Here is a 23283-nt window from a genome sequence, read left to right as displayed (position 1 = left end):
AAGCCGCGAACTATATCAAAAATTAGGTAAAGATAATAATGTAGCTAATCAGTGGTACTGGCTGGGTGATTGCTATCGAGAATGGGGTAAATACGGGCTAGCTATTGAGTGTGAAAATCAAGATTTAGTTATTCATCAACAGTTGAATGATCAATTTAGAATTGCACTAGCTTACTGGAGGTTAGGATGGATTTATCAAAATTGGAATAAATATGAGTTAGCTATAAAATATTATCAACAAAGTCGTGAAAATTATCAACAATTAGGTAAAGAGATTAATGTATCTAATCAGTGGCACTGGGTAGGCAATTGCTATCGAGAATGGGGCAAATACGAGCTAGCTATTGAGTGTCAAAGTCAATGTTTAGCAATTCTTCAAAGATTGCGTAATCAGGTTCATATTGTTAATGTGTACTATCAATTAGGAAGAATTTATCAAAGTTGGGGTAAATACGAACAGGCGATAAATTACCATCAAAAAAGTCGAGAACTTTATCAAAAATTAGGTCAAGATAAAAATGTAGCTAATCAATGGTACTGGCTGGGTGATTGTTATCGAGCATGGGGTAAATACGAGCTAGCTGTTGAGTGTGAAAATCAAGACTTAGCCATTCATCAACAATCGGATAATCAAATTAGAATTGCACTAGCTTACTGGCGATTAGGAAAGATTTATAAAGACTGGGGTAAATACGAACAGGCTATTAATTACTATCAAAAAAGCTGTGACCTTTATCAACAATTGGGTCGAGATAGAGATGTAGCAAATCAGTGGTACTGGCTGGGTGATTGTTATCGAGAATGGAATAAATATGAACTGGCTATTGAGTGTGAAAGTCAAGAATTAGTCATTCTTCAGCAGTTGAATGACGAAGTTAATCTTGCACGAGCTTACTGGCGATTAGGATGGATCTATAAAGATTGGGGAAAATACGAAGAGGCTGTTAGTTACTATCAACAAAGCCGCGAACTTTATCAACAGTTAGGTAAAGATAAGGATGTTGCTAATCGGTGGTACAGCCTAGCTAATTGCTATAGAGAATGGGGTAAATACGAGCTAGCTGTTGAGTGTGAAAATCAAGACTTAGCCATTCGTCAGCAGTTAGATGACCAAGTTAGAACTGCACAAGTTTACTTTCAGTTAGGATGGATTTATAAAGATTGGGGCAAATACGAACAAGCAATAAATTACTATCAACAAAGCCGAGAACTTTATCAACAATTAGCTCAAGATAATAATGTAGCCGATCAGTGGTACAACATGGCTAATTGCTATAGAGAATGGGGTAAATACGAGCTAGCTGTTGAGTGTGAAAATCAAGACTTCACCATTCGTCAGCAGTTAGATGACCAAGTTAATATTGCACGAGCTTACTGGCAATTAGGAAAGATTTATCAAAATGCTGATAAATATGAACAAGCTGTTGATTACTATGAACAAAGTCGCGAACTTTATCAAAAATTAGGTAAAGATAATAATGTAGCCAATCAGTGGTGCTGGCTAGGTGATTGCTATCGTGAATGGAGTAAATACGAACTAGCTGTTGCGTGTGAAAATCAAGATTTAGTCATGCGTCGGCAGTTGAATGAGCAGGTTAATATTGCACTAGCTTACTGGCGATTAGGAAGGATTTATAAAGACTGGGGTAAATACGAGTTAGCTATTAATTACCATCAACAAAGCCGAGAACTTTATCAAAAATTAGCTCAAAATAATAATGTAGCTAGTCTGTTATACTGGCTAGGTGATTGCTATCGTGAATTGAGTAAATACGAGCTAGCTGTTGATTATCAAAGTCAATGTTTAGCAATTCGTCATCAGTTGGATGACAAAGTTAATATTGCACTTGCATACTTTCAATTAGGAAGGATTTATCAAGATTGGGGCAAATACGAACAAGCAATAAATTACTATCAACAAAGCCGAGAAATATATCAACGATTGGGTAAAGATAAAGATGTAGCCAATCAGTGGTACTGGCTGGGTGATTGCTATCGAGAATGGGGTAAATACGAGCTAGCTATTGAATGTGAAAACCAAGATTTAGCCATTCGTCAGCAGTTGGATGACCAAGTTAATATTGCACTAGCATACTATCAATTAGGAAGGATTTATAAAACTTGGGGTCAATACAAATTAGCTATTAATTACTATCAACAAAACCGGGGAAATCATCAACAATTAGGTAAAGATAAGTATGTTGCCAATCATTGGTATAATCTGGCTAACTGCTATCGAGAATGGGATAAATACAAACAAGCTATTGAGTGTGAAAATCAAGATTTAGCCATTCGTCAGCAGTTGGATGACCAAGTTAATATTGCACTAGCATACTATCAACTAGGAAGAATTTATCAAGATTGGGGTAAATACGAACAGGCAATTAATTACTATCAACAAAGTCACGAACTTTACCAACAATTAGGTAAAGATAAAAATATAGCTAATCAGTCGTGTTGGCTAGCTAATTGCTATCGAGATTCTAAAGACTATACTAAAGCGATTGAGTATTACCAACAAAGCCTTAATTTGCACAAACAGCTAGGTCAGGATGAGAGCGTAGCTAGACGTTATCGACAACTTGCTTTCTGTCAATATTTACTAGCAAAAAATACCGCAAATTCAATAGAAATATCTGATCTGATTATACAAACTGAAAAAAATATCCGCCTAGCTATAGAAATAAATACCGCAGGAGAATATAAAGAAAATCTTGCTTATGACTACATTCTTCTCGGATTATTCTACTCGCAAAATCTACGCCTATTAACTAACGAAGATACATCAATTCAAGAAAAAATTGCTCTATTTGAAGAACTTTGTCACATAGGTTTAACCTATCTTTATGAATTAGGAAAAACAATAGATAAAGCTAAGGAATCTCTTGATATAGCTCGTGCTTACCTAGAAATAGAAGCTCTCAAAAACATTAACCGTAGCGAAGAAATTGCTCAAGAATGTCTGCAAATATTTCAAGAGTATCACCGTCGAAAACTAGAAGCCGCAGCATGTAAGTTGTTGGGCGAAATTTACCTGAAACGTACCCAACAAAATCAGCCAGGTGCAGAGGCGGTAGCTACTCTATTTTTAACTGAAAGTTTGGAAATCTACCGAGATTTAGACTTGCAGGAAAAAGCTGCGGAGGTAGATGCTATACTCTCACTTTGTCGTGTCCCCTAATAAATTACTAGTAGATGAACTTGTGGAGATGCTTTCATGGCATATTGGTTACTCAAAACTGAGCCGGAAGAATATTCCTACTCAGATTTAGAACACAATGGCAGTACAGTTTGGAATGGAGTGAAAAATGCCTTAGCCCTAAAACATCTACGGACAATGAACATAGGTGATTTGGCGTTAATTTATCACACTGGCAAGGAGCGACAAATTATCGGTGTAGCAGAAGTTACTAGTCAACCTTACCCCGATCCAAAATTAAATGATGTTAAACGAATAGTTGTAGATTTGCGGGCTGTTCAAAGAGTGCCTCAAAGCGTTACTCTAGGTCAAATTAAACAAGATAGTAGCTTTGCAGATTTTGATTTGGTGCGTCTTCCTAGACTATCTGTAGTCCCAGTGTCAGAGTTGCACTGGCAGCGTCTTCTACAATTGTCAAAGGGGTAATGGTTATTTGTTGGTTATTTGTTGGTGGTTGATTTCTTTATAAGGACTAACAACATATACATTAGTAAAGAATGATTTGCACAGAATCAATGCAGTTTATAAACTCAATCAACTTCTCGTTACCCTTACTCGCAACTACAGGCGAAGCAGCTGATAGTTCGCTGGTAGTGGCAGCAGTACTACTGAGTTTGGTAGTAGTATACTTTGCTAGTAAACTTGGTGGAGAATTATCTAACCGCTTTGGTTTACCACCTGTTTTGGGCGAACTTGTCGGTGGGGTAGTAGTAGGTGTATCTGTTTTGCATCTGTTGGTATTTCCGGAAACAGGAGCAGACAGTTCAGGTTCTTTAATTATCTCGTTTCTGAAAACCACTACTAGTTTGACTCCTGATGCAGCTGAAAGTGTATTTGTTACTCAGTCGGAAGTAATTTCTGTTTTAGCAGAACTGGGTGTAATTATCCTACTGTTTGAAATCGGTCTGGAGTCAAATTTAAAAGACTTAATGGCAGTGGGTATTCAAGCTACCATTGTCGCAGTAGTAGGAGTAGTCGTACCTTTTGCTGCTGGTACAGCAGGTTTGATGATTTTGTTTGGTATCCCCGCAGTTCCAGCAATTTTTGCTGGGGCTGCGCTGACTGCTACTAGTATTGGTATTACTTCCAAAGTATTGTCAGAATTGGGGCGTCTCAATTCCAAGGAAGGACAGATTATTCTTGGTGCAGCTGTAATAGATGACGTACTAGGAATTATTGTTCTGGCGGTGGTAGCAAGTCTTGCAAAAGATGGTGCTGTTGATGTTAGCAAGGTTGTTTATTTAATTATCAGTGCGAGTGGTTTTCTTTTGGGTGCGATCGCTCTCGGTAACTTTTTCAACAAAACTTTTGTGGCGATCGTTGATAAACTCAAAACACGTGGTGAACTGGTCATACCAGCGTTTATTTTCGCTTTTGTCATGGCCTATATCGCTGATGTCATCCAGTTAGAAGCTATTTTAGGAGCTTTTGCAGCTGGTTTGGTTTTGGAAGAAACAGATAAACGTAAAGAACTCCAAAAACAAATCATTCCAATTGCTGATATGCTGGTGCCAATCTTCTTTGTGACTGTAGGCGCAAAAACTGACTTGAGTGTTTTAAATCCAGCAATTCCTACGAACCGAGAAGGTTTAACGATGGCTAGTTTCCTGATCATAGTAGCCATTCTTGGTAAAGTTGTTACAGGCTTGAGCGTATTTGGTCAACCTCAAATCAATCGCTTGGCTATTGGTGTGGGAATGATTCCCCGTGGTGAAGTCGGATTGGTGTTTCTTGGTATTGGTTCGAGTATTAATATTCTCTCGAAACCACTAGAAGCAGCAATTATCATGATGGTGATCATCACAACCTTTTTAGCCCCTCCTTTGTTGCGGTTCGTTTTCCCAGAACCAACGGTGGTATCATCAGACTCCAATGAATTACTTCTAGATTCTTCCTCTGGAACTTCCTTAGCAATAAATTCTTCTAATCGTGAAAATCTAGAAGCCAATTCAAATTCTCAAGATGCCAAATAAATACTCAATTACCTTACAGTGATGAGAGCAGAAAGCCCACGGCTTCTAGCCGTGTGGATGAATGCGTTGCAGCTAATCGCAGCCTTCCCCATCTCTCCAGGACTTACGCAAAACATAACGCGCATTTGCGGTAATTCATGAATTACCGCTACGCAAGAATAAGGTTTTCGGTCACATCTTGCGTAAGTCCTGACACGCTTGTGCAATGAAGTCAGCTTTGCGGGTTTAGCTGAATAAACCTAAATCAGTGAACAGTTATCAGTGAACAGTATTAATAACTGATAACTGATAACTGATAACTGCTGTAAATATTGAGAAGTTTTCATGAAGATAGGAAACTTCTATGCAGTACTATGCGTCACTTCTGGTTATGATTTTTAGGAGCTTTTATTAATTACTAAATAGCCATACATTTAAGTTACATGAATTCTGAGATTATCATTTATCAATAATTAATTTGAGGCATTTGGTGTCGTACAAAGGAAAAACCATTACTTAATAGTCTTGAGCTATCAATTTAGAAAGGCTGATTTTTGGTTGCTGGTAATGAGCAAAAAAAATCAACCTCTCAAGTTACACAATAAGGAATGCTCATAATATATAGGACTTTTGGTTTTTGTGTAGACGTTATAAATCGCGTCTGTGCATTTGCCTGTCTTATTAAAGAATTTGGAGCAATTACCAACAACCAAAAATTTCAAAAAATCTTTGTGCAACACAAGTGTATATAGTTGGGATTGACTGCTATTGTTAAACTTATCCCTTTATTGTGCTGATTTAATTTGGTGCTTTGTAGATGAAAATTTACTGCCATAAAGGCACTGCAAAATTAGGTAACATGCTAAGATGTTACCCCACTTGTTTGCCACTTTAATCTCAGTCCAAAATCATTTGAGGAGCAACATATTTTAGCAGTAATACCAACTATGACAAATCAAATGAAGTGAGTGAGCAAAATTATACATGAAATGCCAACTATTGAAACATCAGGGAAAAGGGATTTCTCTGTTTTACCAATTAATCAAAACATATATCCAGCAGTTTGCTGTTTAACTTACTCATCAAAGCTAAAGATTATTCAGTAAGTGAACTCCAAAAATAAATTATCCAACTCCTGCACCCAATAACATTTATTCCCCCTAGTCCTCCTTGTCTCCCCTATACCTCTTGTTCCCTGCAATTGGCTAATTTCTTATTTGGTAATCCCTAATTGTCTCTCATAAATGCAACTCAGGAGAAAGCACTGTGAAACTACACTGGTTGATACCTAGTACCGTCTTAAGTATCTCCTCTGTTTTATTGTTGTCGCCTGCTGATGCAGCGAATCTAGAATCTTGGCGTTTTGATAGTGATCAAAATCGCTTAGAAATCAACACTGATGGTGCTGTACAACCTACAGCCCAACTTGTTTTCAATCCCACACGATTAGTAATTGATTTACCTGGGATTAAATTCGGACGTCCACAGCTTGTTCAGTCAGTAGGTGGAGCGATTCGTTCTGTCCGCATCGGTCAGTTTGACCCCCAAACCACAAGGGTAGTAATCGAACTGACCCCTGGTTACACCCTCGACCCCCAGAAGGTGAAATTTGAAGGAATTAGCGCCAATCGTTGGCGGGTACAATTACCCAAGCCAAAACGGGAAGAAATTGCTACCTCGCCCAACAGAAATATTTACAGTGTGGTCAAAACAGAACCTCGTACCTCATCCAATAATAGGGAGACGGTAGCTAAAACCACAGCAGGTGCAACTCAAATTGAAAATTTACGCATCACAGGAGATGGCTTTTTTGTTCGCACCAGTGGTGGAAATCCAGAGGTGAAGGTCAAACGTAGTCGCGATCGCACTAACATTTACATGGATATCTCTGGCGCTACTATCTCACGGAATCTGGAACAGCGCAATTTACCAATTAATCGCTATGGTGTCAGCAATATCCAACTTTCTGAACTAGAAACCACACCACCCACAGTCCGCTTGACAATGCGGGTGAACAGAAATAGTCCCGATTGGCGAGCAACTGTGAGTGGCGCCAACGGCGTGGTAATTTTACCCAATGCTATAATCAGTAAACTGCCCAGGGGTAATAATACTAGTATTTCTTTTGGCAATCAAAAAAAACCACCACTATCCCTTAACTTTGAGTCTCGTAATTCTGACTCCAATAATTCTGAGTCTCGTAATTCTGATAATAATGATGATAATGAGCCAACTAGAATTGAATCCGTAGAATTGGCTGATAATAACACCCGATTAATTATAAAAGCTGATCAGTCTTTATCTGGTAATGCTGGGTGGGATAGATCCTCTTCACTTTTCCGCATCACTATTCCCAATGCTCGCTTGAGTTCTAGGGTCAAAGGACCAGAATTAAATTCTACTAGCCCAATTTTACGAGTACGCCTACAACAGCAAGACCCTGGTACTGTTGTAATCTTTATTCAGCCCGCAGCAGGAGTACAAATTGGCGAACTCAACAAACCAAGTCGCCGACTTTTAGCTCTAGATTTACGACGCTCATCAACTCGACTTACACCAAGCGTTGCTTTACCTCCTTTACCACGACCAAACCCACAACCTTTATCAGAAATTCCAATTACAAATCTACCCCAACCCACGCCGTCACGTCGCATCAAGGGAAGAGTGGTAGTGCTTATAGATCCAGGACATGGTGGTAAAGATTCCGGAGCAGTTGGTATTGGTGGAGCAAGAGAAAAGGATATTATTCTACCTATTAGCAAAAAAATAGCAGAGGTTTTGCAACAAAATGGCGTGCAAGTTGTATTAACGCGGAGTTCTGACTACTTTGTCACTCTTCCAGGTCGAGTAAAAATGGCTGAAAATGTTGATGCGGATGTATTTGTCAGTATTCACGCTAATTCAGCAGGTGCAGGTCGTCCGGATGTCAGCGGCTTGGAGACGTATTATTACGATACTGGTTTAGGTCTGGCACGAATTGTCCACAGGAGCATTTTGCAAAGTGTAAACGTCAGAGACAGAGGAGTACGAAAGGCTAGATTTTATGTTCTGCGGAAAAGTTCTATGCCCTCAATTTTAGTAGAAACAGGTTATATGACTGGTCGCCAAGATATGGCTAAGTTAAGAAGTGCATCTTACCGCAATCAGATGGCAGAGGCGATCGCTCGTGGTATTCTCCAGTATCTTCAGCGCAAGTAACTCATCAAAATCTTCTTTAATGATGACTTTTATGATTACCGTATTTATCCTGAAGCTACAACATTTTTTCAGCAATTAAACTATGGTATTTGCCAGTCTTACTTACACAATCAATGTATAAATTGCTAGAATTTGACGCCATTAGCTGTAACTTTATAAAGTAAAGTATCTTTGTCTATAAAGTACAAATCAATACATTTAATGTATAAGCTAATACTTGGGCGATAACGGTGTGAGGATTTGAGGATTAGTTAATACTTGACAAATTACGTCTCCCATAAACAGCCAATCAGGAGAAAAAATTGTGAAACTACACCACTGGTTGATACCTACTACTTTTTTAAGTATCTGCCTGTTATCGTCGCCTGTAAAAGCAGCGAACTTACAATCTTGGCGTTTTGACGCTAATCAAAATCGATTAGAAATTAATACTGATGGTGCTGTACAACCCACCGCCCAACTAGTCTTTAATCCTACACGGTTGGTGATTGATTTACCTGGTGTGAAATTTGGGCGTCCACAGCTTGTCCAGTCGGTTGGTGGTGCAATTCGTGCCGTCCGTATCGGTCAGCTTGACCCCCAAACGACACGGTTGGTAGTCGAATTGAGTCCAGGTTATACTCTTGACCCCCAACAGGTAAAGTTTGAAGGAGTTACGGCTAGTCGCTGGCAGGTACAATTACCACAGCCTCAACGACAGGAAATTGCTACGACTCCCAGAAATATTTATAGTGTGGTAACTCCAAATATTTCTAATACTCCAAATATTTCTAATACTCCTATCAATAAAAGACCCCTTCTCAGTGCAAATACTGGCACAACCCAAATAGAAAGTTGGAGAATGACAGGAGATGGATTTTTTGTTCGCACTAGCGGTAGTCGTCCCCAGGTCAAAGTAAATCGTAGTCCAGACAAAAGCACTATTGATATTGATATTGCTGGCGCCACTTTATCACCAAATTTCTTACAGCGAAATGCCAGTGTAAATAGATACGGTGTTAGCAACATCCAATTCACTCAACTGGAAACAACAACACCCACAGTCCGCATAACAATGCTGGTGAATCAAAGCAGTCCTGATTGGCGGGCTAGCAGTAGTGCTATTGGTGGCTTAGTTATATTACCTAATGCTAATGTATCTAAATTACCTTCTGATAGTTTAGCTAACAATTCTAGTTCTTCCGCCATTCCCAGCATTGATGTCGCAACAATTCAAGCTGTGGAACTAAGTGCGACTGGTAGACAATTAATTATAAAAGGCGATCGCAATTTAACTGCAAGTGGTGGTTGGGATCGATCCTCTGGATTGTTCCGCATTATTATTCCCAATGCGAAGCTGTCTACACCTGTCAAAGGCCCGGTAATGGATGCAAATGGTCCTATCCTGAGGGTACGCTTGCAACAACAGCAAGATTCTAATACTGTTGTGGTTTACGTCCAACCTGCTTCAGGAGTGCAAATTGGGCCAGTTAATCAAATTGGTGACCGATTTGTCTCTGTGGAGCTACAACGAAATCGTACCTCTGTTGTCTTACCTCCTCTACCACAAGCAAATCCACAACCATTACCAGTACCCAATCCCAAAAATCCTGATACTGTTGTACAATCACCTGCACCACGTCCAATCCCAAGAGGCAAACTAATAGTAGTAATAGACCCTGGACATGGTGGTAAAGACTCCGGTGCGCCTGGACTAGGTGGATTATTAGAAAAAGATGTTGTTCTACCTATTGCTAAGAGAATAGCAGCTATTTTAGAGCAAAATGGCATTCAAGCAGTGCTAACGCGGGATGCGGACTTCTTTGTAGAGTTACAGGGAAGAGTAGATATTGCAAAGCGTGCTAATGCTACCTTGTTTGTCAGCATTCATGCTAATTCCGTCGATAAGCGTCCAGATGTGAACGGGCTAGAAGTTTATTATTACGACAGTGGATACAATCTAGCTGAAGTTGTCCGCAAAACCATTCTGCAAAATATTTCTACTCTGAATGACCGAGGAACGCGCAAAGCCAGATTTTATGTCCTCCGAAAAAGCTCTATGCCTTCAATTTTGGTGGAAACTGGTTATATGAGTGGTCGGGAAGACAACCCCAGACTAGGAAACCCTGAATACCAAAATCGTATGGCAGAAGCAATAGCTAATGGTATACTTATATACTTAAAATCAAGATAGATGTTTTCTCATAAAACTCCTGTTTTCAAGATGGATAAGGTTTAAAACCCAAAATAGTTTGAACACTAACCATTAGCCCCCATAAATCCTGTATCTTTATATCGCAACGCAATATTGATATCAAAATCTGCCTGTGATTTCATCTTTTCAGTTTCAAGGCAACTTATACGACTTCTCCCAAGAACCTCAACGCGCGCCCATTGGTATCTTTGATAGTGGTGTGGGTGGACTGACGGTACTGCGACAACTCTATCGCCAACTCCCAAATGAATCAATCATTTATTTTGGCGATACAGCTAGGCTTCCCTATGGGATTCGCTCCCAAGTAGAAATTATCCAGTTTGTCCGTGAAATACTTACCTGGATGCAGCAGCAACAGGTGAAAATGGTGATTATGGCCTGCAATACCAGTTCTGCTTTAGCGCTAGAGATGGTACGCGAGGAATTTTCCATGCCAATTCTGGGGCTGATTCTACCAGGAGCAAAGGCTGCGGTACAACAAGGGAAGCGCATAGGTGTAATTGCTACTCCTGCAACGGCTAAGAGCAATGCCTACAAGCGTGCTATTATCGAAATAAATCCCAATGTCGAGGTTTGGCAGGTTGGCTGCCCGGAATTTGTGCCGTTAATTGAGCAAAATCGCATCAACGACCCCTACACAGTTGAAGTGGCACGTTCTTATTTGGAGCCTTTAGTACAGCAGCAAATAGATAGTCTTGTTTATGGCTGTACCCATTATCCCCACCTTGCACCAGTATTGCGATCGCTCCTTTCAACTTCTGTGCAGTTTATTGATCCAGCTGTGCATGTAGTTGCTGCTTGTGCCAAAGAGTTAGACCTGCTAGGTCTTAAAAATACCCATCCAGCTTTACCAACCCGCTTCGTTGTCAGTGGTTGTCCACAACAATTTGCAGAATCCTCCGCGCCGTGGTTAGGTTTTACTCCGATGGCTGAGGTTGTATTTTTCTCTGAAAGCGCGGTATCTAGTAATTAGTCATTGGTCAATAGTCAAAAGTCATTTGTCTATAGTTCAAAATATTTTCCTAATCACTTTTGACTCTTGACTGTTGACCCTTGACTAACGTACACTACTGACCTCGGTAACATTTGGTGTTACCGATACTTCTTGTGTATGATTTCCTTTGTTACCTGAAGAAACACCATTAGAGGTTGTTTTATTTCCTGTTCGCTTTGCCAGGGCTAATAAGAGGTAAATGGTGAACAAGTATCCAGAAGCTAATATAAAGATCATCATAGGCATCTTCCCGTAAATCATTTTTCTACCAGTGCCTTTGCCAAAGAAATATAAGTTGAGTAAAATTAGCAGAAATTCAGCCAAGCAAATTCTTGATGGCTTTAATCTCACATACAGAACTAGCGGGAGAACTTTCGTCCTTCCGAGCTAGTTGGTTGGTTATACACGATTTTCTTGCAGACCACGCCTACGACACCAGCAAAATAATCTAATCGAAAATTAGCTGCTGCTTCAGCAGTCTACCCAGTCTGCTATATTTAACGCTTACCTTTCAATTGCTAGGAGCGACGCCGACACACAAACAGCGTCGAGGATGTGTAAACACTCCGTTTCCTCTAAAGGAAATCCACAGCTCCCAACTTGGAGGTTAGCACACCACAGGATACAACGCAAAAATCACATTTTTGGCTTGACCTGCGATTATTCACCCGTGTTCACAACAGCTATGTAAAATTACCTAGCGGGTATTTACGCTTCTGCTGTGAACATATGGAAAAATTTAAAATCCCTAGATTTTAGCGTAACACAATAGCCCTGATTTTTCAGGCGAGTTTTGTGCTAAATCAAAATTTTTCTGAACTATCTAACAACAAGCTTCAGATATTTTATTTTCCTGAGAAAAAATATTTGTGTAATAGTTTATCTGTAAAAATCCAGAAGTATTTTGTGGTTGTTGCGACATTTACTCAAAGTTTACATCAAAAAAAGATTAATTTTTGATGTAAATATCTCGTATTTGCTACATTTATTCTAATTATACGCAAAATTGTTTGTATCAACTGCATCAACGTTTTGTTGATTTTGCTGAAAACAATAAAAGTATACTTTATTTTATTGTCCACAAAATAAGGAACTTTGTCAGGAAAACTTTGCGCTGATTCTGGGTTATCTTAAAATGAGTATAGGATATGTAAACTTTCGTAACCTAAGCCAAAGTCCGCCAATCCATGACCCCAGCTACCTCCCTATTTTCTCCTGTGGAAGCAGACCTGCAAATACTAGCAGATAACCTCAAGCAACTAGTTGGGAATCGTCATCCCATCCTCTGTGCAGCAGCCGAACACCTATTCGGAGCTGGGGGAAAACGTATCAGACCAGCGATTGTTCTACTCGTATCGCGGGCAACGATGCTTGATCAAGACATTACACCACGTCACCGTCGGCTAGCAGAAATCACAGAATTAATTCACACAGCTAGTTTGGTACACGACGATGTGATAGACGAATCGGAAATGCGACGTGGGGTATCCACAGTTCATAGTTTGTTTGGTAACAAAGTTGCCGTATTAGCAGGTGATTTTTTCTTTGCTCAAGCTTCCTGGTATTTAGCCAATTTGGACAATTTGGAGGTCGTCAAACTGTTGTCAGAGGTGATTATGGATTACGCCGTTGGGGAGACACAGCAGGCACTAAACCATTTTGATACAAGTATTTCGATAGAGACTTACCTGAAAAAGAGTTATTACAAAAGTGCTTCAATCATTGCCAACAGTTCCAAAGCCGCAGGCGTCATTAGCGAAGTATCCAAAGAAACTGCCGAATGCTTGTACGAGTATGGTAGTAATCTAGGTCTAGCGTTTCAGATTGTCGATGATATTTTAGACTTCACTAGTTCGGGAGATACTTTAGGTAAGCCAGCTGGCTCTGATCTTAAAAGTGGTAATTTAACTGCACCAGTCTTATTTGCCCTAGAAGAAAAACCTTACTTGGAAGTACTGATTGAACGAGAGTTTGCTCAAGAAGGTGATTTAGAGCAAGCACTGGCACTGATTTATGATAGCCAAGGTATCCAACGAGCAAGGGATTTAGCTGCTCACCATGCTAAATTGGCAGCGGAACAAATGGGTGTGCTTCTGCCCTCAGAATCACGTCAGACATTGATCCAAATAGCTGATTACGTGTTGAGTCGGCTCTATTAGGGATCGGGGAGCGGGGAGCGGGAATTAGGAAGAGACTTGTTAAATAGTTCTCCCTTGTCTCCCTTGTCCCCCTTGTCTCCCTTGTCTCCCGTGTCCCCCTTGTCTCCCGTGTCCCCCTTGTCTCCCTTGTCTTTCCACTCTTCCCCGCTCCCTGGTTCCTCAAGCAATATCTGGTGGTACTTCGCCCTTGGAAGGGGGGCGATTTTTTTGTAGTTGTTGTTGGACTAAATGCTGCAAATCGCTTCGCCTGACCTCAATTCCATTTGTATTGCTCTGAGCCGTGTCAAAAAATACTATACTATCTACGGGTTCTAGCGCCAGTAGCTGAAACAATATATGGGTGACAGGTATGGGGGCAGCTATTACTTGAGGGTCAAGCCCAGCACTATAAGATGTGGGAATATCCTGTAAGGTAGGAAAAGCATAAATTACCTGCTTTTCTTCTTGTGGATTTCCACGGTTGCTTAATGTAGTTAAGACCCATTGCTCGTCCAGGTTCTGAAGAATGTGGTATTGGGGATGGGGTAACTTCTGAGCGATCGCACTCAGGGCGGGGGCAATTGCTGCAACCAATTTGGGTGTAATACCATCTTGGGGTGCATTATCAATCAGCGATTGGATTTGTGCTTTTAAGTCCATAATTACCTGTAAACGGCTTATCGGTATTGGCTATAACTTCAACGGCTGTGCAAACAATCAAACAAAAATTGGGAATCATAAAATCAGCCGCATCCTCAAGGCAAGACTGCCTTGCGTTTAGCTTATACGTAAAAACCCTCCCAATACCCGCAGTCACACAGGTTGTCAACAAGTATGTTAGGGTCAATTTAGACACGAAACTTATGAAATTAGCCGCAACCACAACTATTCAGGGAGAATTTTCTATCGGCGTGGAGGCGATATTTCCATTCCTTTTCCAAGAACTTCAGCAGTCAACTAAAGCTTGCGACCAGAATTGCCGTGACGTAGCAATGCGAATTGCTGCCGAGGTCTACCGAATATGCAGCGAAAGTAAACGTATCCAAGCATCCGGTTCCGTAGAAAATTCGGCAATGACCCTAGCCAAGCATCGCCTGCAACAGTGTTTAAGATATTACCAGTTGGGTTCAAATCGCGGCAGGGTTGAATTACACAGTACCTTGAGTGCGATCATCTACCGCTATATCAATCCGCCACAAAGGCAATTGAGTTATCAAGGGCGACTAACTGTCATTGAAGATTTTCTGCAAAGTTTTTACTTAGAGGCTTTAAACGCTTTCCGACGGGAAAATCAATTAGAGGCGACCTACCGACCGCGCACACTGCTGGAATTAGCAGAGTACATGGCATTTACCGAGCGCTATGGCAAACGACGGATTCCCTTACCAGGACGTCAGCAACAGTTGATTATCCTACGGGCGCAAACTTTCTCGCAGCAACAGCCTCCAGAAACTTGTGTGGATATAGAACAAGCGGCAGAAGGTAGTGGTGAAGCCGATGGTTCTTGGGAAGATCCAGCAGTACAACAACTGCGAAGTGCAATGGCTACACAAACCGAACCAGAACCCCAAGAAGATACTTTGCGAACGGTTGTGGTTACGGAATTAATGAATTATTTAGAAGAACGCCAACAAACTGATTGCGCTGATTACTTTGCTCTGCGTCTGCAAGATTTATCCGCTCAAGAAATCGAGTCAATTTTGGGCTTAACCCCCCGTCAGAGGGATTACTTACAGCAACGTTTCAAGTATCATTTAATTCGGTTCGCTTTGTTGCATCGTTGGGAGTTGGTTCACGAGTGGTTAGAAGCTGATTTGCAAACTAACTTAGGTCTAACTCCTCAACAATGGCAAGCTTATACTGAAAAACTTGACGAAAAGCAGCGTTCTTTATTAGAACTGAAGCAACAGGGACAAAGTGATGAGAAAATAGCTAAAACTTTGGGTTTATCCATGGCACAACTTCAGAAGCGCTGGTTTAAAATTCTTGAACAAGCTTGGGAGATTCGTAACTCCTTAGTGTCCGGATCAAGTGCTTCTACTCATGAATAGTGACTCAGAAACCTTACAAAAATATTTACTCTCTCGGTTATTGACATATCCTGTTAATTCCAGAGAGTATACAAAAATCATATGTAAGGACACCAACGGGGCAGAAAACCCTCTGCCAACAACCACCGAATTTACCAGTGGAAAACAAGAGGGATGGAAGCCCCATACATCTTTATTGGGAGAAATTCCAACTGTGCAAGAACGTTTCCAAGCCGTACTTAAACGTCGGTTAAAAGTTGAAGTTGAAGACCACCCTCCGCTATTTCCTTGGGAAACACAAATACTGGATTATCCAGAGTATATAGATGAACCAGTAATGCAACTGGTTCCTTCTTGGGGTTGGGTGGCCCACCAGTCTAAACTGAATTTACCGACGCTTCTGCCGGAGACCATTTTCCGGCAATTGCTTGATAGATGTCAAGCACTCATAACATCCTCTCTGCCATTGGGAGCAAAATTAGTCCAAGCAGTAGAGAGCTTCTTCCCTAACGAATCTCAAGTATTGAACGACTTAGCGGGGACAATCCAGCTCAGAGCCAACCTCCGATATGGAGATACCCTCAATCAGATGCCTAATCTGGATAGGGATTATTCAGATTTGCAACCACAGCAACAGATGCTGGTGTCGTTGCTGGCAGCTCAACAAGTGTTAGAAAGTTTGACTTTGCCAATTTCAATTACAAACCCAATCTTGGAAAGGCAATGGCTGACCAGTGTAGGTGTTCTCAATTTAAAAGTAGAATATCAATCTCATGGGCCAGTGCCGAAATTACTAATTCGAGGAGATTTACCCTCGAAAGGAGTAGTCAAACTTCAAGGTCATGGTTCCCAAGCAAAAGCAGAGTCTTCTAGTCCTGGATGCTTGAGTGTTGAATTATGCTGCACTCAGCTAAATGAGGCTTATACCTTAATGGTTGAGTTGAAAGAAATAGAGCAGCAGCCTTTGTTGTTTGTGATTATTCCCACAAAATAACTAAATAGTTAGCTATCGCTAGCACTGAAACTTGATAAAAGCCCTTTGTTATGAAATTAATATCATCCTGGTTTTGAAAACGTTCGCATTTTTGAAAAAGTGGTTATTAGGGCGTCTACAGGCAGCTACAGTGAGGAGACTTGGAATACGAGATAGGTTATTGTTGACTTCGCTCGTTTTGCGTCAGTAGCGTCTACTATTATCCCTTTACTTAATATACCCGTCTGCTGCTTTTTAACTTTAAATGTTTAACTTTTCCAGGATGAATTGGCTTTAGCGTCTACCTTTAGGTGATGACTGGCGGCCAAAAATGCTCCAGTCACCTGTAACAGCAGAAGTAGTAAATTAATTGCCTTGCGGGTGCGGGTGCTAGCGTTTGTAATTGTGGGTGTTGTGGCGACGAATATTGCTGCTGAAACTTGGTTTAGTTTTTGGGCAGTACCGTTATCGATATTAGGTTTAATTTGGAGTTATTACCGTCGCTGCGATCGCAATATCCCAGTTAAGTTTTGTATTGCCATAGGAATGTTAGTAGCACTAGATGCTTTCTTAGGGCGAGTGGTGGGAGAGTTGAATGATACACGACTAGCTTTAGCATAATGATTAATCCAACTTTAGGTGCTGGATTGTTTTAATATCCCCCGTCGCAAAGGCTTGGATTACTCAATGTCTGATTGGATTGATTGCTGGGTGCAGCAGCAACGCTGAGTCAAATTCTAGCGTTTGCGCCACTATTACTTTTGTTTTTAGCGATCGCCCTGCCTACTTAGTAGTAGATTATCGTTCCCGACTTGGCTTAGAGCATTAATTCAATATTCACAATAGACAACACTGTAAGGAATTCCTCTGTGTAGAGGAATTCCTGTGTTTTTGATTTAGAATTTTTAAATACATCAAAAGCGATCGCTCGTTGAGCCTGGAAAACTTGAGAGCGATCGCTATTCAAAACACATCCCACAATTAGGGGAAGATTACCCGGATTTATCACATACTTTTATGATTGGTGTAGTGTCTAAAACGCTCAAAATCTAAGCTAGATAAAGGTTTGGGTAATAGCGCTCACACCGCTTGTGAGAAATCCGGGATTAACCTATGATATCAATTTCAAACTCAAATACTCATTTGTTAAGAAAAAGCATTTAATTGATATTAGGTATTGTGAACTGAGCAAATTGTCACCAATAACTAATATCAATCATATACGGGTAAGAGCTGTTATTTTAGTCAGCTTATCTGTATTCAATCCCTTTAGTTCATCAAGATGTAGCCAACCTTCTTTGACTAACCTCGCGAATACAAAGATGAGAACTGAATATCTGTAGTCGTACTTGCCGTCTATCTCGTGTCTCCTTGCACTTAAGAAATTGTGTAACTGCCATATATGATCAAGATCTGCGATCGCACTTGCTTTTTCGCGAACTTCCTTGATCAAAGTATCAATTTCTCGCTCATAAGCTCTCTCGAAGGCTTGTTGAGCTACTTGTTTCTCAGTATTAGACCATTCAACGTCACTCACTTGCTTCATTAACCCTAAAATCTATACGGTCATTTGTTTAATACCAACTTGTATCATCTACCTCAAATAACGGAGCGCCCTGTTAAGAGCGCTCACGTAATTAGTCAGGCTTACTTACACTGAGCTTTCTCTAGCGAACTAAATTCAAAAGTTCTTTGGGAGAAGCCAGCAAATCAATTGCTACGAAGAAAATCTTGCCTTTAGGATTGAGCAAGAATCGCCAAGCCATATTCATTCCCACAGCAGCACCAAACCAAGGAGTTTGTACTTTACCAGTGACTTTAACCTGGGTGTAGCCATCTTCTACGGGTTCTGCAACGCCTCGTTCGGGCATTAATTTGAGGTTTTGACATTCCTCATTAAAAAATCGAAGAATCGCATCTCTGCCAACAATTGGTTTTTGGAAAGGAGGTTGCAAAGCAGCATCAGGCGCAAACAGATCAATCAAAGCTCCAAAGTCATTGGCATTCAAATTGTCCATGTAACTCAGCACTGTTGGATTGTCAATGCCTTCAATAGTGACCTGAGTTCGCTGTGAAACTTCTTTGGGAGCAACAACAGGTTCAGTAACTTTGGTATAGTCACCCAACTTGTTTGGATCAAACCCCATATCTACCACAGCACTACGTAAGACTGTAATTTGTTGACCCTGATCCAGTTCTCTAACTGCTTGCAGCACTGCTGAAGCATTAGCAGAAAGCTGATAGCCTGCTGGGATTGGAGCGACGATACCCTGATCCATCCATTGTCCAAGCTGAAACCAAAATCCTAGCTTAATGTTTGCAGACCAGGTAGCGTAAGTACGGCAAATCGGTGTATCAGCGTGGTTTGCTAGGTCACACATAACCTGCGTTTGCTCAGAGAAAGCCATTTGCCGAATCTGATTCAAGGTTCCTTCTGCAAACTGCATACTAGCTGCCCCTGGAGCAGCAATCGTAATTGTTTTACCCATTTCAAGATAAGCAAACCAAGTCCATGCTAGTTGGTCTTCAGCACTAAGCTGATTGAATCTAGCGATCGTGGCTGGTACTGCATCAGCAGATAGAGTTTTTGGGAAAATACCACGGGCTGAGTCAATAGTAAACGGCATAAAAAAATTTACCTTACTTAAGTTTGCAACTGGCAAAAAGATAAGAAGGACAACGTTTGGGCGATATAACTTATCTCTCGATCATTAAAATATCACAAAAATTTACACAAAGTAACAAAAATTTACTTAGTTTTTCATTAATTTCGCGCAATGGTAGCGCAGAGCTTGCTACCAGGCTTTTGTAACGAGCTAAGGAACGAAAATTGCTAAATGATTCGTGATCAACAAGATCCCCGACTTCGCAAAAGTTGTCGGGGATCTGGCCTCTCAATTGGTCTAATATATAGATATTTGTAATAAATTAGAGATGCTGCATTGCAACATCTCTGTTGATTTACGTATGGCTTGCCTAATTATGCGATCGCATTTACAAATACATAAAAATTTTAATAAACGACAGGTGCTTGACCACGCAAAGCACGTAGAGCATTCATACAATAAGGACAATCGCAACCAAATGTAGCGAGTGCAGTATCGCTTTCCTCTTCAGTAAAGTTTAGCATTGCTACCTTATCGTTTGAAAAATTGACTGCATTGAATTTAGATGCACTAGAGTAACGGGGATCTAGATCTTTTTTGGAAGTCCGTATACACACAAAGCGATCATAACTAACGTGAGGATGCTTGATGCACGCTTCTCCATCTTGAAGACGAATTACTGGTGAGGCCGCATGAGCAGGATTTACTATTCCGATTACAGATAATAAAGAAGTGAAAATGGTAGGACTGGCAAGCAAAGCTAATGCTAATTTCTTATTCATGACTTACTTGACGTGAGTACGTTTAACTTAAAACTTTAATGTTTCACAGATGTGTCAAACTATTGAAGAATAGATGTCAACAAATTTTCAGGACTTACGCAAAAATATCCCAAATCCTTAATTTATGGAACCGCCAAGAGGCCAAGAACGCCAAGAATTCGTAGAGTGTGCGTAAGTCCTAATTTTATATATAGTCAAATAAAAAATTAGATGGAGGCTCTGTCTCCATCTAGTAATCACACAAGGTCTAGTATTTTATAAAACTAAGTAAGTATAAATGGTATTAGCTAGAAAGCTCCTACTCTACCAATAAGAATATAGAAAGTTTTGGCGATTAAAAACAAGTCATATAAGGGATGCCATTTTTTTTGGTATTGCAAGTCTAGATCAACTATTTGCTCAAAGTCTTTGACATGGGAACGGCCACTAGTTTGCCATTCACCGGTTAAACCGGGTTTAACATTTAAACGTTGCCAGTGACGTTGATTGTAGTGTACTACTTCGTCATTTGTGGGTGGGCGTGTTCCGACTAAACTCATTTCACCGACTAGGACATTCCAGAATTGTGGTAGTTCGTCTAAGCTGGTGCTTCGCAAAAATTGTCCAACTTTGGTGACTCGGAAGTCATTCTTGTTTTTAAATATAAGTCCGTTAGCTTCGTTTTTAACTAAGTACTTTAACTGTTCAGCTTCAGAAAGCATTGAGCGGAATTTACGAATGTAAAAGGTACGTCCGTGTAATCCGTAACGTTTTTGTGTGAAAAAAATGGGGCCAGGACTGTCTATTTTAATGGCGATCGCAATCGGTATAAATACGATAGCTAGTATAAATAAACCTATTATGCTACCCAGAATATCTAAGCAACGCTTAAATTTAGACTTTACTGAGAGATGAGGATAAAATGATAAGTCCCATGTGTTAGAGGTTGCACCTTCAACAACGGTTTTAAATGGTATTTCGTACATTGTCAAGCCGAGTGTTGAGTGAAAAACGTGTTTTTATGTATCTTATATTTCGACTATAGACTCAGCTTTCTTCTAATTATTCAACCACAACCGTATATTCACTGAATCTTCATTTAGTTGATCGGGATCATCATTTTTTATAAATTTCACATAAAGCACGTTTAATATATCTTATGGGCGATGAAAAATCATTTTGGGTGTGGATGTTACAAGTAGTTGTGTTAGAATTTGCTATCAAATGATTGTAATTATTGACACATTGAGTTATTACCTGTTACATAAAATATCAGGTTAGAATCTTCCACTGAAATATTAGTCTCAAGGTTAGAGAAAGAGGATTTTGCTTTGTATAAAAGGCAAATTAAATACTAAAAACGTGCAGTAAATCTGACGTTGGTTTTCTCTATTACAATCAAAAATCAGACTCCGTGGTGGATAAAAATGACACTTTACTTTTTTGGAGTGTCGAGTTGAAAATTTGTACTTCTGGGGCGTAACTTATCTTAATTGAAGTCTGGAAAAATCCCAGATTAATATGAAAGTGGCAATAGCTGCTTGCATTCAACTTATTCAAAAATTAAGCAACAAGAAATTTACTGTAATGCGATCTCAAGATTGAGGAGCGGGATAAATGATTATAGCAGGGGCGGAAATAAAAGTAGGTCGCTTAGAATCAATTGTTGAGCAAATTGGGGAAGCTGTACTCGTTACTACAGAAACTATAGAGCGTTTAGCTCAAAGAGTGGATAATCTCAGCACCCAAGTTGAAAAACAAGGAAAACAGTTGCAGCAGCAGGGTTATCAAATTTTAGCTTTATGTGATGCAGTACAAACTCTGGCTGAAACACAGGATGATTCATTACAAAGAATATCAAAGTTGACAAACAATCTCGACCGTCTGATGCAACTCATTGAAGCACCAGAAGATTCATGAAGAGTGATCAGTGAACTATGATTAGTTGACAGTTATTAAATTGGTAACTGATCACTGTTCACTGGTAAGACCATTTCACGTTAACCGCGATACACATAAATTCATGTAGAGACGCGATATATCGCGTCTCTACAAAAAAATATGTTTCTGATTTACACTTTCAATTGGGTAACTGCTATTTTGCCTGAAAAGCAAACATCAACATCACTCCCAGGAATGCGCGATCGCTGTTGATAGACGCCAGCATAATGAAACTCATCACCTTCTATGCGGTAGTGAATTGGTAATGGTTTAGTACAAGGTTGACAAAATACAACTTCTGGGTCGGGTTCTCCTGGTAAGAGATGGGGTAAATTCACGTTCCAAAAACTTCCTGGTTCCAAAGGACGGTTGAGTAAATCAGCTAAAACGTTCGCTGTCCAATGTGCTGCTAGCTCCCAATCAACACTGAGCTTACGTTTACGATATTGAGAGACTGCAATCCCAGGAATACCATGCATTGCTGCTTCCCGTACCGCTGCAACAGTACCAGAAATATAAGCATCTACTCCTAAATTACCACCAGCGTTGATCCCAGAGATGACATATTTGACATGCTCACAGATATGTGATACTGCTATTCTCACACAATCAGCTGGAGTTCCGGCGATCGCATACTCATGATCTGAGCGATGGTGAACGTGTATTGGTTTAGTTGTGGTGACTTGATGACCACAGCCAGAGAGATGATCTCTAGGAGCAGCTATGATTACTGATAAGGGAGTACTGGGTGCTGGGTATTTGCCATTCAACAGTTCCAAACTGCTAATACCAAGTTTGTTTACAGCTTTGCGGAGTGCTTGAATACCTGGAGCGTCAATACCATCATCATTAGTGAGAATTAAGGTCATAATATTTTGGCAATATCCAACTTTTTGATTTTCTCCCTTTTAACTCTGTAATTGCTGTTTGTGGATTATAAGTGCGTGATTTACCGAAATGAGAAGGTAGAATGGCATTCTGAGTGCGTGATTTACCGAAATGAGAAGGTAGAATGGCATTCTGAGTGCGTGATTTACCGAAATGAGAAGGTAGAATGGCATTCTGAGTAAGCAAAATGCCATTCTGAGAAGGTAAAATGGGATTTTGCTTACTAAATTTGATGTGATTAGTTCAGTAGGTTGGGTTGAGGCTTTGCGAAACCCAACAAATGCTTGAAAATGTTGGGTTTCGTTCCTCAACAAAACCTACAGTTATGCTGGATCAATTTTGCTAATGCAATAATTAGTTGTGGCGATCGCATTGCAATACTTCTCAGTGAATAATTTTTCGTCATTAT

The 23283-nt window shown here is 40.2% G+C and carries 18 protein-coding genes and 1 pseudogene; 11 read left to right on the top strand and 8 right to left on the bottom strand.

Annotated features, from left to right (window positions below; translation table 11 throughout):
- The 6 genes from B4U84_RS00955 to murI form a co-directional block, all read left to right on the top strand.
- The coding region (locus B4U84_RS00955) for a tetratricopeptide repeat protein (RefSeq protein ID WP_131118637.1) at positions 1 to 3181 on the top strand (3181 nt) is incomplete at its 5' end.
- 36 nt (positions 3182 to 3217) lie between these two features.
- Positions 3218 to 3625, top strand: coding sequence for an EVE domain-containing protein (locus B4U84_RS00950; protein WP_131115059.1), 408 nt, complete (start codon positions 3218 to 3220; stop codon positions 3623 to 3625).
- Positions 3626 to 3696: 71 nt separating this feature from the next.
- Positions 3697 to 5172: a cation:proton antiporter gene (locus B4U84_RS00945; protein WP_131115057.1), complete on the top strand. Its 1476-nt coding sequence runs from the start codon at positions 3697 to 3699 to the stop codon at positions 5170 to 5172.
- Between the two features lie 1245 nt (positions 5173 to 6417).
- A complete protein-coding gene (locus B4U84_RS00940) occupies positions 6418 to 8349 on the top strand; it encodes an N-acetylmuramoyl-L-alanine amidase (protein ID WP_131115055.1) in 1932 nt (643 codons plus the stop codon).
- 304 nt (positions 8350 to 8653) lie between these two features.
- Positions 8654 to 10522, top strand: a complete 1869-nt coding sequence (locus B4U84_RS00935) for an N-acetylmuramoyl-L-alanine amidase (RefSeq protein ID WP_131115053.1) — start codon at positions 8654 to 8656, stop codon at positions 10520 to 10522.
- Between the two features lie 133 nt (positions 10523 to 10655).
- Complete coding sequence (murI, locus tag B4U84_RS00930; RefSeq protein ID WP_131115051.1) at positions 10656 to 11516, top strand: glutamate racemase; 861 nt, start codon at positions 10656 to 10658, stop codon at positions 11514 to 11516.
- An 84-nt stretch (positions 11517 to 11600) separates the two neighbouring features.
- Here murI and B4U84_RS00925 read toward each other — a convergent pair whose 3' ends face one another.
- The gene (locus tag B4U84_RS00925) at positions 11601 to 11777 is read right to left on the bottom strand and encodes a hypothetical protein (RefSeq protein WP_476425218.1); all 177 of its coding nucleotides are present in this window, start codon (positions 11775 to 11777) and stop codon (positions 11601 to 11603) included.
- A gap of 947 nt (positions 11778 to 12724) precedes the next feature.
- Between B4U84_RS00925 and sds the strand changes: the two genes are divergently transcribed.
- Positions 12725 to 13696 carry a solanesyl diphosphate synthase gene (gene sds, locus B4U84_RS00920; protein ID WP_131115049.1) on the top strand — a complete coding sequence of 324 codons (972 nt, stop codon included), beginning with the start codon at positions 12725 to 12727 and terminating at the stop codon, positions 13694 to 13696.
- A 159-nt stretch (positions 13697 to 13855) separates the two neighbouring features.
- Here sds and B4U84_RS00915 read toward each other — a convergent pair whose 3' ends face one another.
- Positions 13856 to 14335: a hypothetical protein gene (locus B4U84_RS00915; RefSeq protein WP_131115046.1), complete on the bottom strand. Its 480-nt coding sequence runs from the start codon at positions 14333 to 14335 to the stop codon at positions 13856 to 13858.
- A gap of 203 nt (positions 14336 to 14538) precedes the next feature.
- Here B4U84_RS00915 and hetZ point away from each other — a divergent pair, with 203 nt between their 5' ends.
- The 3 genes and pseudogenes from hetZ to B4U84_RS00900 all read left to right on the top strand — a co-directional run.
- Positions 14539 to 15726, top strand: a complete 1188-nt coding sequence (hetZ, locus tag B4U84_RS00910; RefSeq protein ID WP_044446296.1) for a heterocyst differentiation protein HetZ — start codon at positions 14539 to 14541, stop codon at positions 15724 to 15726.
- Positions 15719 to 16699: a hypothetical protein gene (locus B4U84_RS00905; protein WP_017312464.1), complete on the top strand. Its 981-nt coding sequence runs from the start codon at positions 15719 to 15721 to the stop codon at positions 16697 to 16699. The genes hetZ and B4U84_RS00905 overlap by 8 nt, the downstream gene beginning before the upstream one ends.
- 310 nt (positions 16700 to 17009) lie before the next feature.
- Positions 17010 to 17501: pseudogene (locus B4U84_RS00900) on the top strand (transglutaminase); the annotation flags it as partial.
- On the opposite strand, the gene B4U84_RS31405 reads toward B4U84_RS00900, so the two are convergent.
- The 5 genes from B4U84_RS31405 to B4U84_RS00880 form a co-directional block, all read right to left on the bottom strand.
- The gene (locus B4U84_RS31405; RefSeq protein ID WP_231294990.1) at positions 17496 to 17687 is read right to left on the bottom strand and encodes a hypothetical protein; all 192 of its coding nucleotides are present in this window, start codon (positions 17685 to 17687) and stop codon (positions 17496 to 17498) included. The pseudogene B4U84_RS00900 and the gene B4U84_RS31405 sit on opposite strands and share 6 nt — an antisense overlap.
- 207 nt (positions 17688 to 17894) lie before the next feature.
- Positions 17895 to 18224, bottom strand: coding sequence for a fluorescence recovery protein (frp, locus tag B4U84_RS00895; RefSeq protein WP_017312466.1), 330 nt, complete (start codon positions 18222 to 18224; stop codon positions 17895 to 17897).
- A 121-nt stretch (positions 18225 to 18345) separates the two neighbouring features.
- On the bottom strand, positions 18346 to 19305 hold the full coding sequence (locus B4U84_RS00890; RefSeq protein ID WP_131115044.1) for an orange carotenoid-binding protein: 960 nt from the start codon (positions 19303 to 19305) through the stop codon (positions 18346 to 18348).
- A gap of 386 nt (positions 19306 to 19691) precedes the next feature.
- Positions 19692 to 20066: a hypothetical protein gene (locus B4U84_RS00885; protein ID WP_017312468.1), complete on the bottom strand. Its 375-nt coding sequence runs from the start codon at positions 20064 to 20066 to the stop codon at positions 19692 to 19694.
- Positions 20067 to 20353: 287 nt separating this feature from the next.
- Positions 20354 to 21031, bottom strand: coding sequence for a sugar transferase (locus B4U84_RS00880; RefSeq protein ID WP_131115043.1), 678 nt, complete (start codon positions 21029 to 21031; stop codon positions 20354 to 20356).
- Between the two features lie 631 nt (positions 21032 to 21662).
- Between B4U84_RS00880 and B4U84_RS00875 the strand changes: the two genes are divergently transcribed.
- Positions 21663 to 21965 (top strand): hypothetical protein, encoded by a 303-nt coding sequence (locus B4U84_RS00875; RefSeq protein ID WP_131115040.1) that lies wholly within the window; start codon positions 21663 to 21665, stop codon positions 21963 to 21965.
- 152 nt (positions 21966 to 22117) lie between these two features.
- Here the strand turns inward: B4U84_RS00875 and surE are convergent, their stop codons facing one another.
- Positions 22118 to 22855, bottom strand: coding sequence for a 5'/3'-nucleotidase SurE (gene surE / locus B4U84_RS00870; RefSeq protein ID WP_131115038.1), 738 nt, complete (start codon positions 22853 to 22855; stop codon positions 22118 to 22120).
- Positions 22856 to 23283: the final 428 nt, after the last annotated feature.

The sequence above is a fragment of the Westiellopsis prolifica IICB1 genome (assembly GCF_004323185.1).
Classification (GTDB): domain Bacteria; phylum Cyanobacteriota; class Cyanobacteriia; order Cyanobacteriales; family Nostocaceae; genus Pelatocladus; species Pelatocladus prolificus_A.
This window is presented reverse-complemented; position numbering and strand designations above follow the sequence as displayed.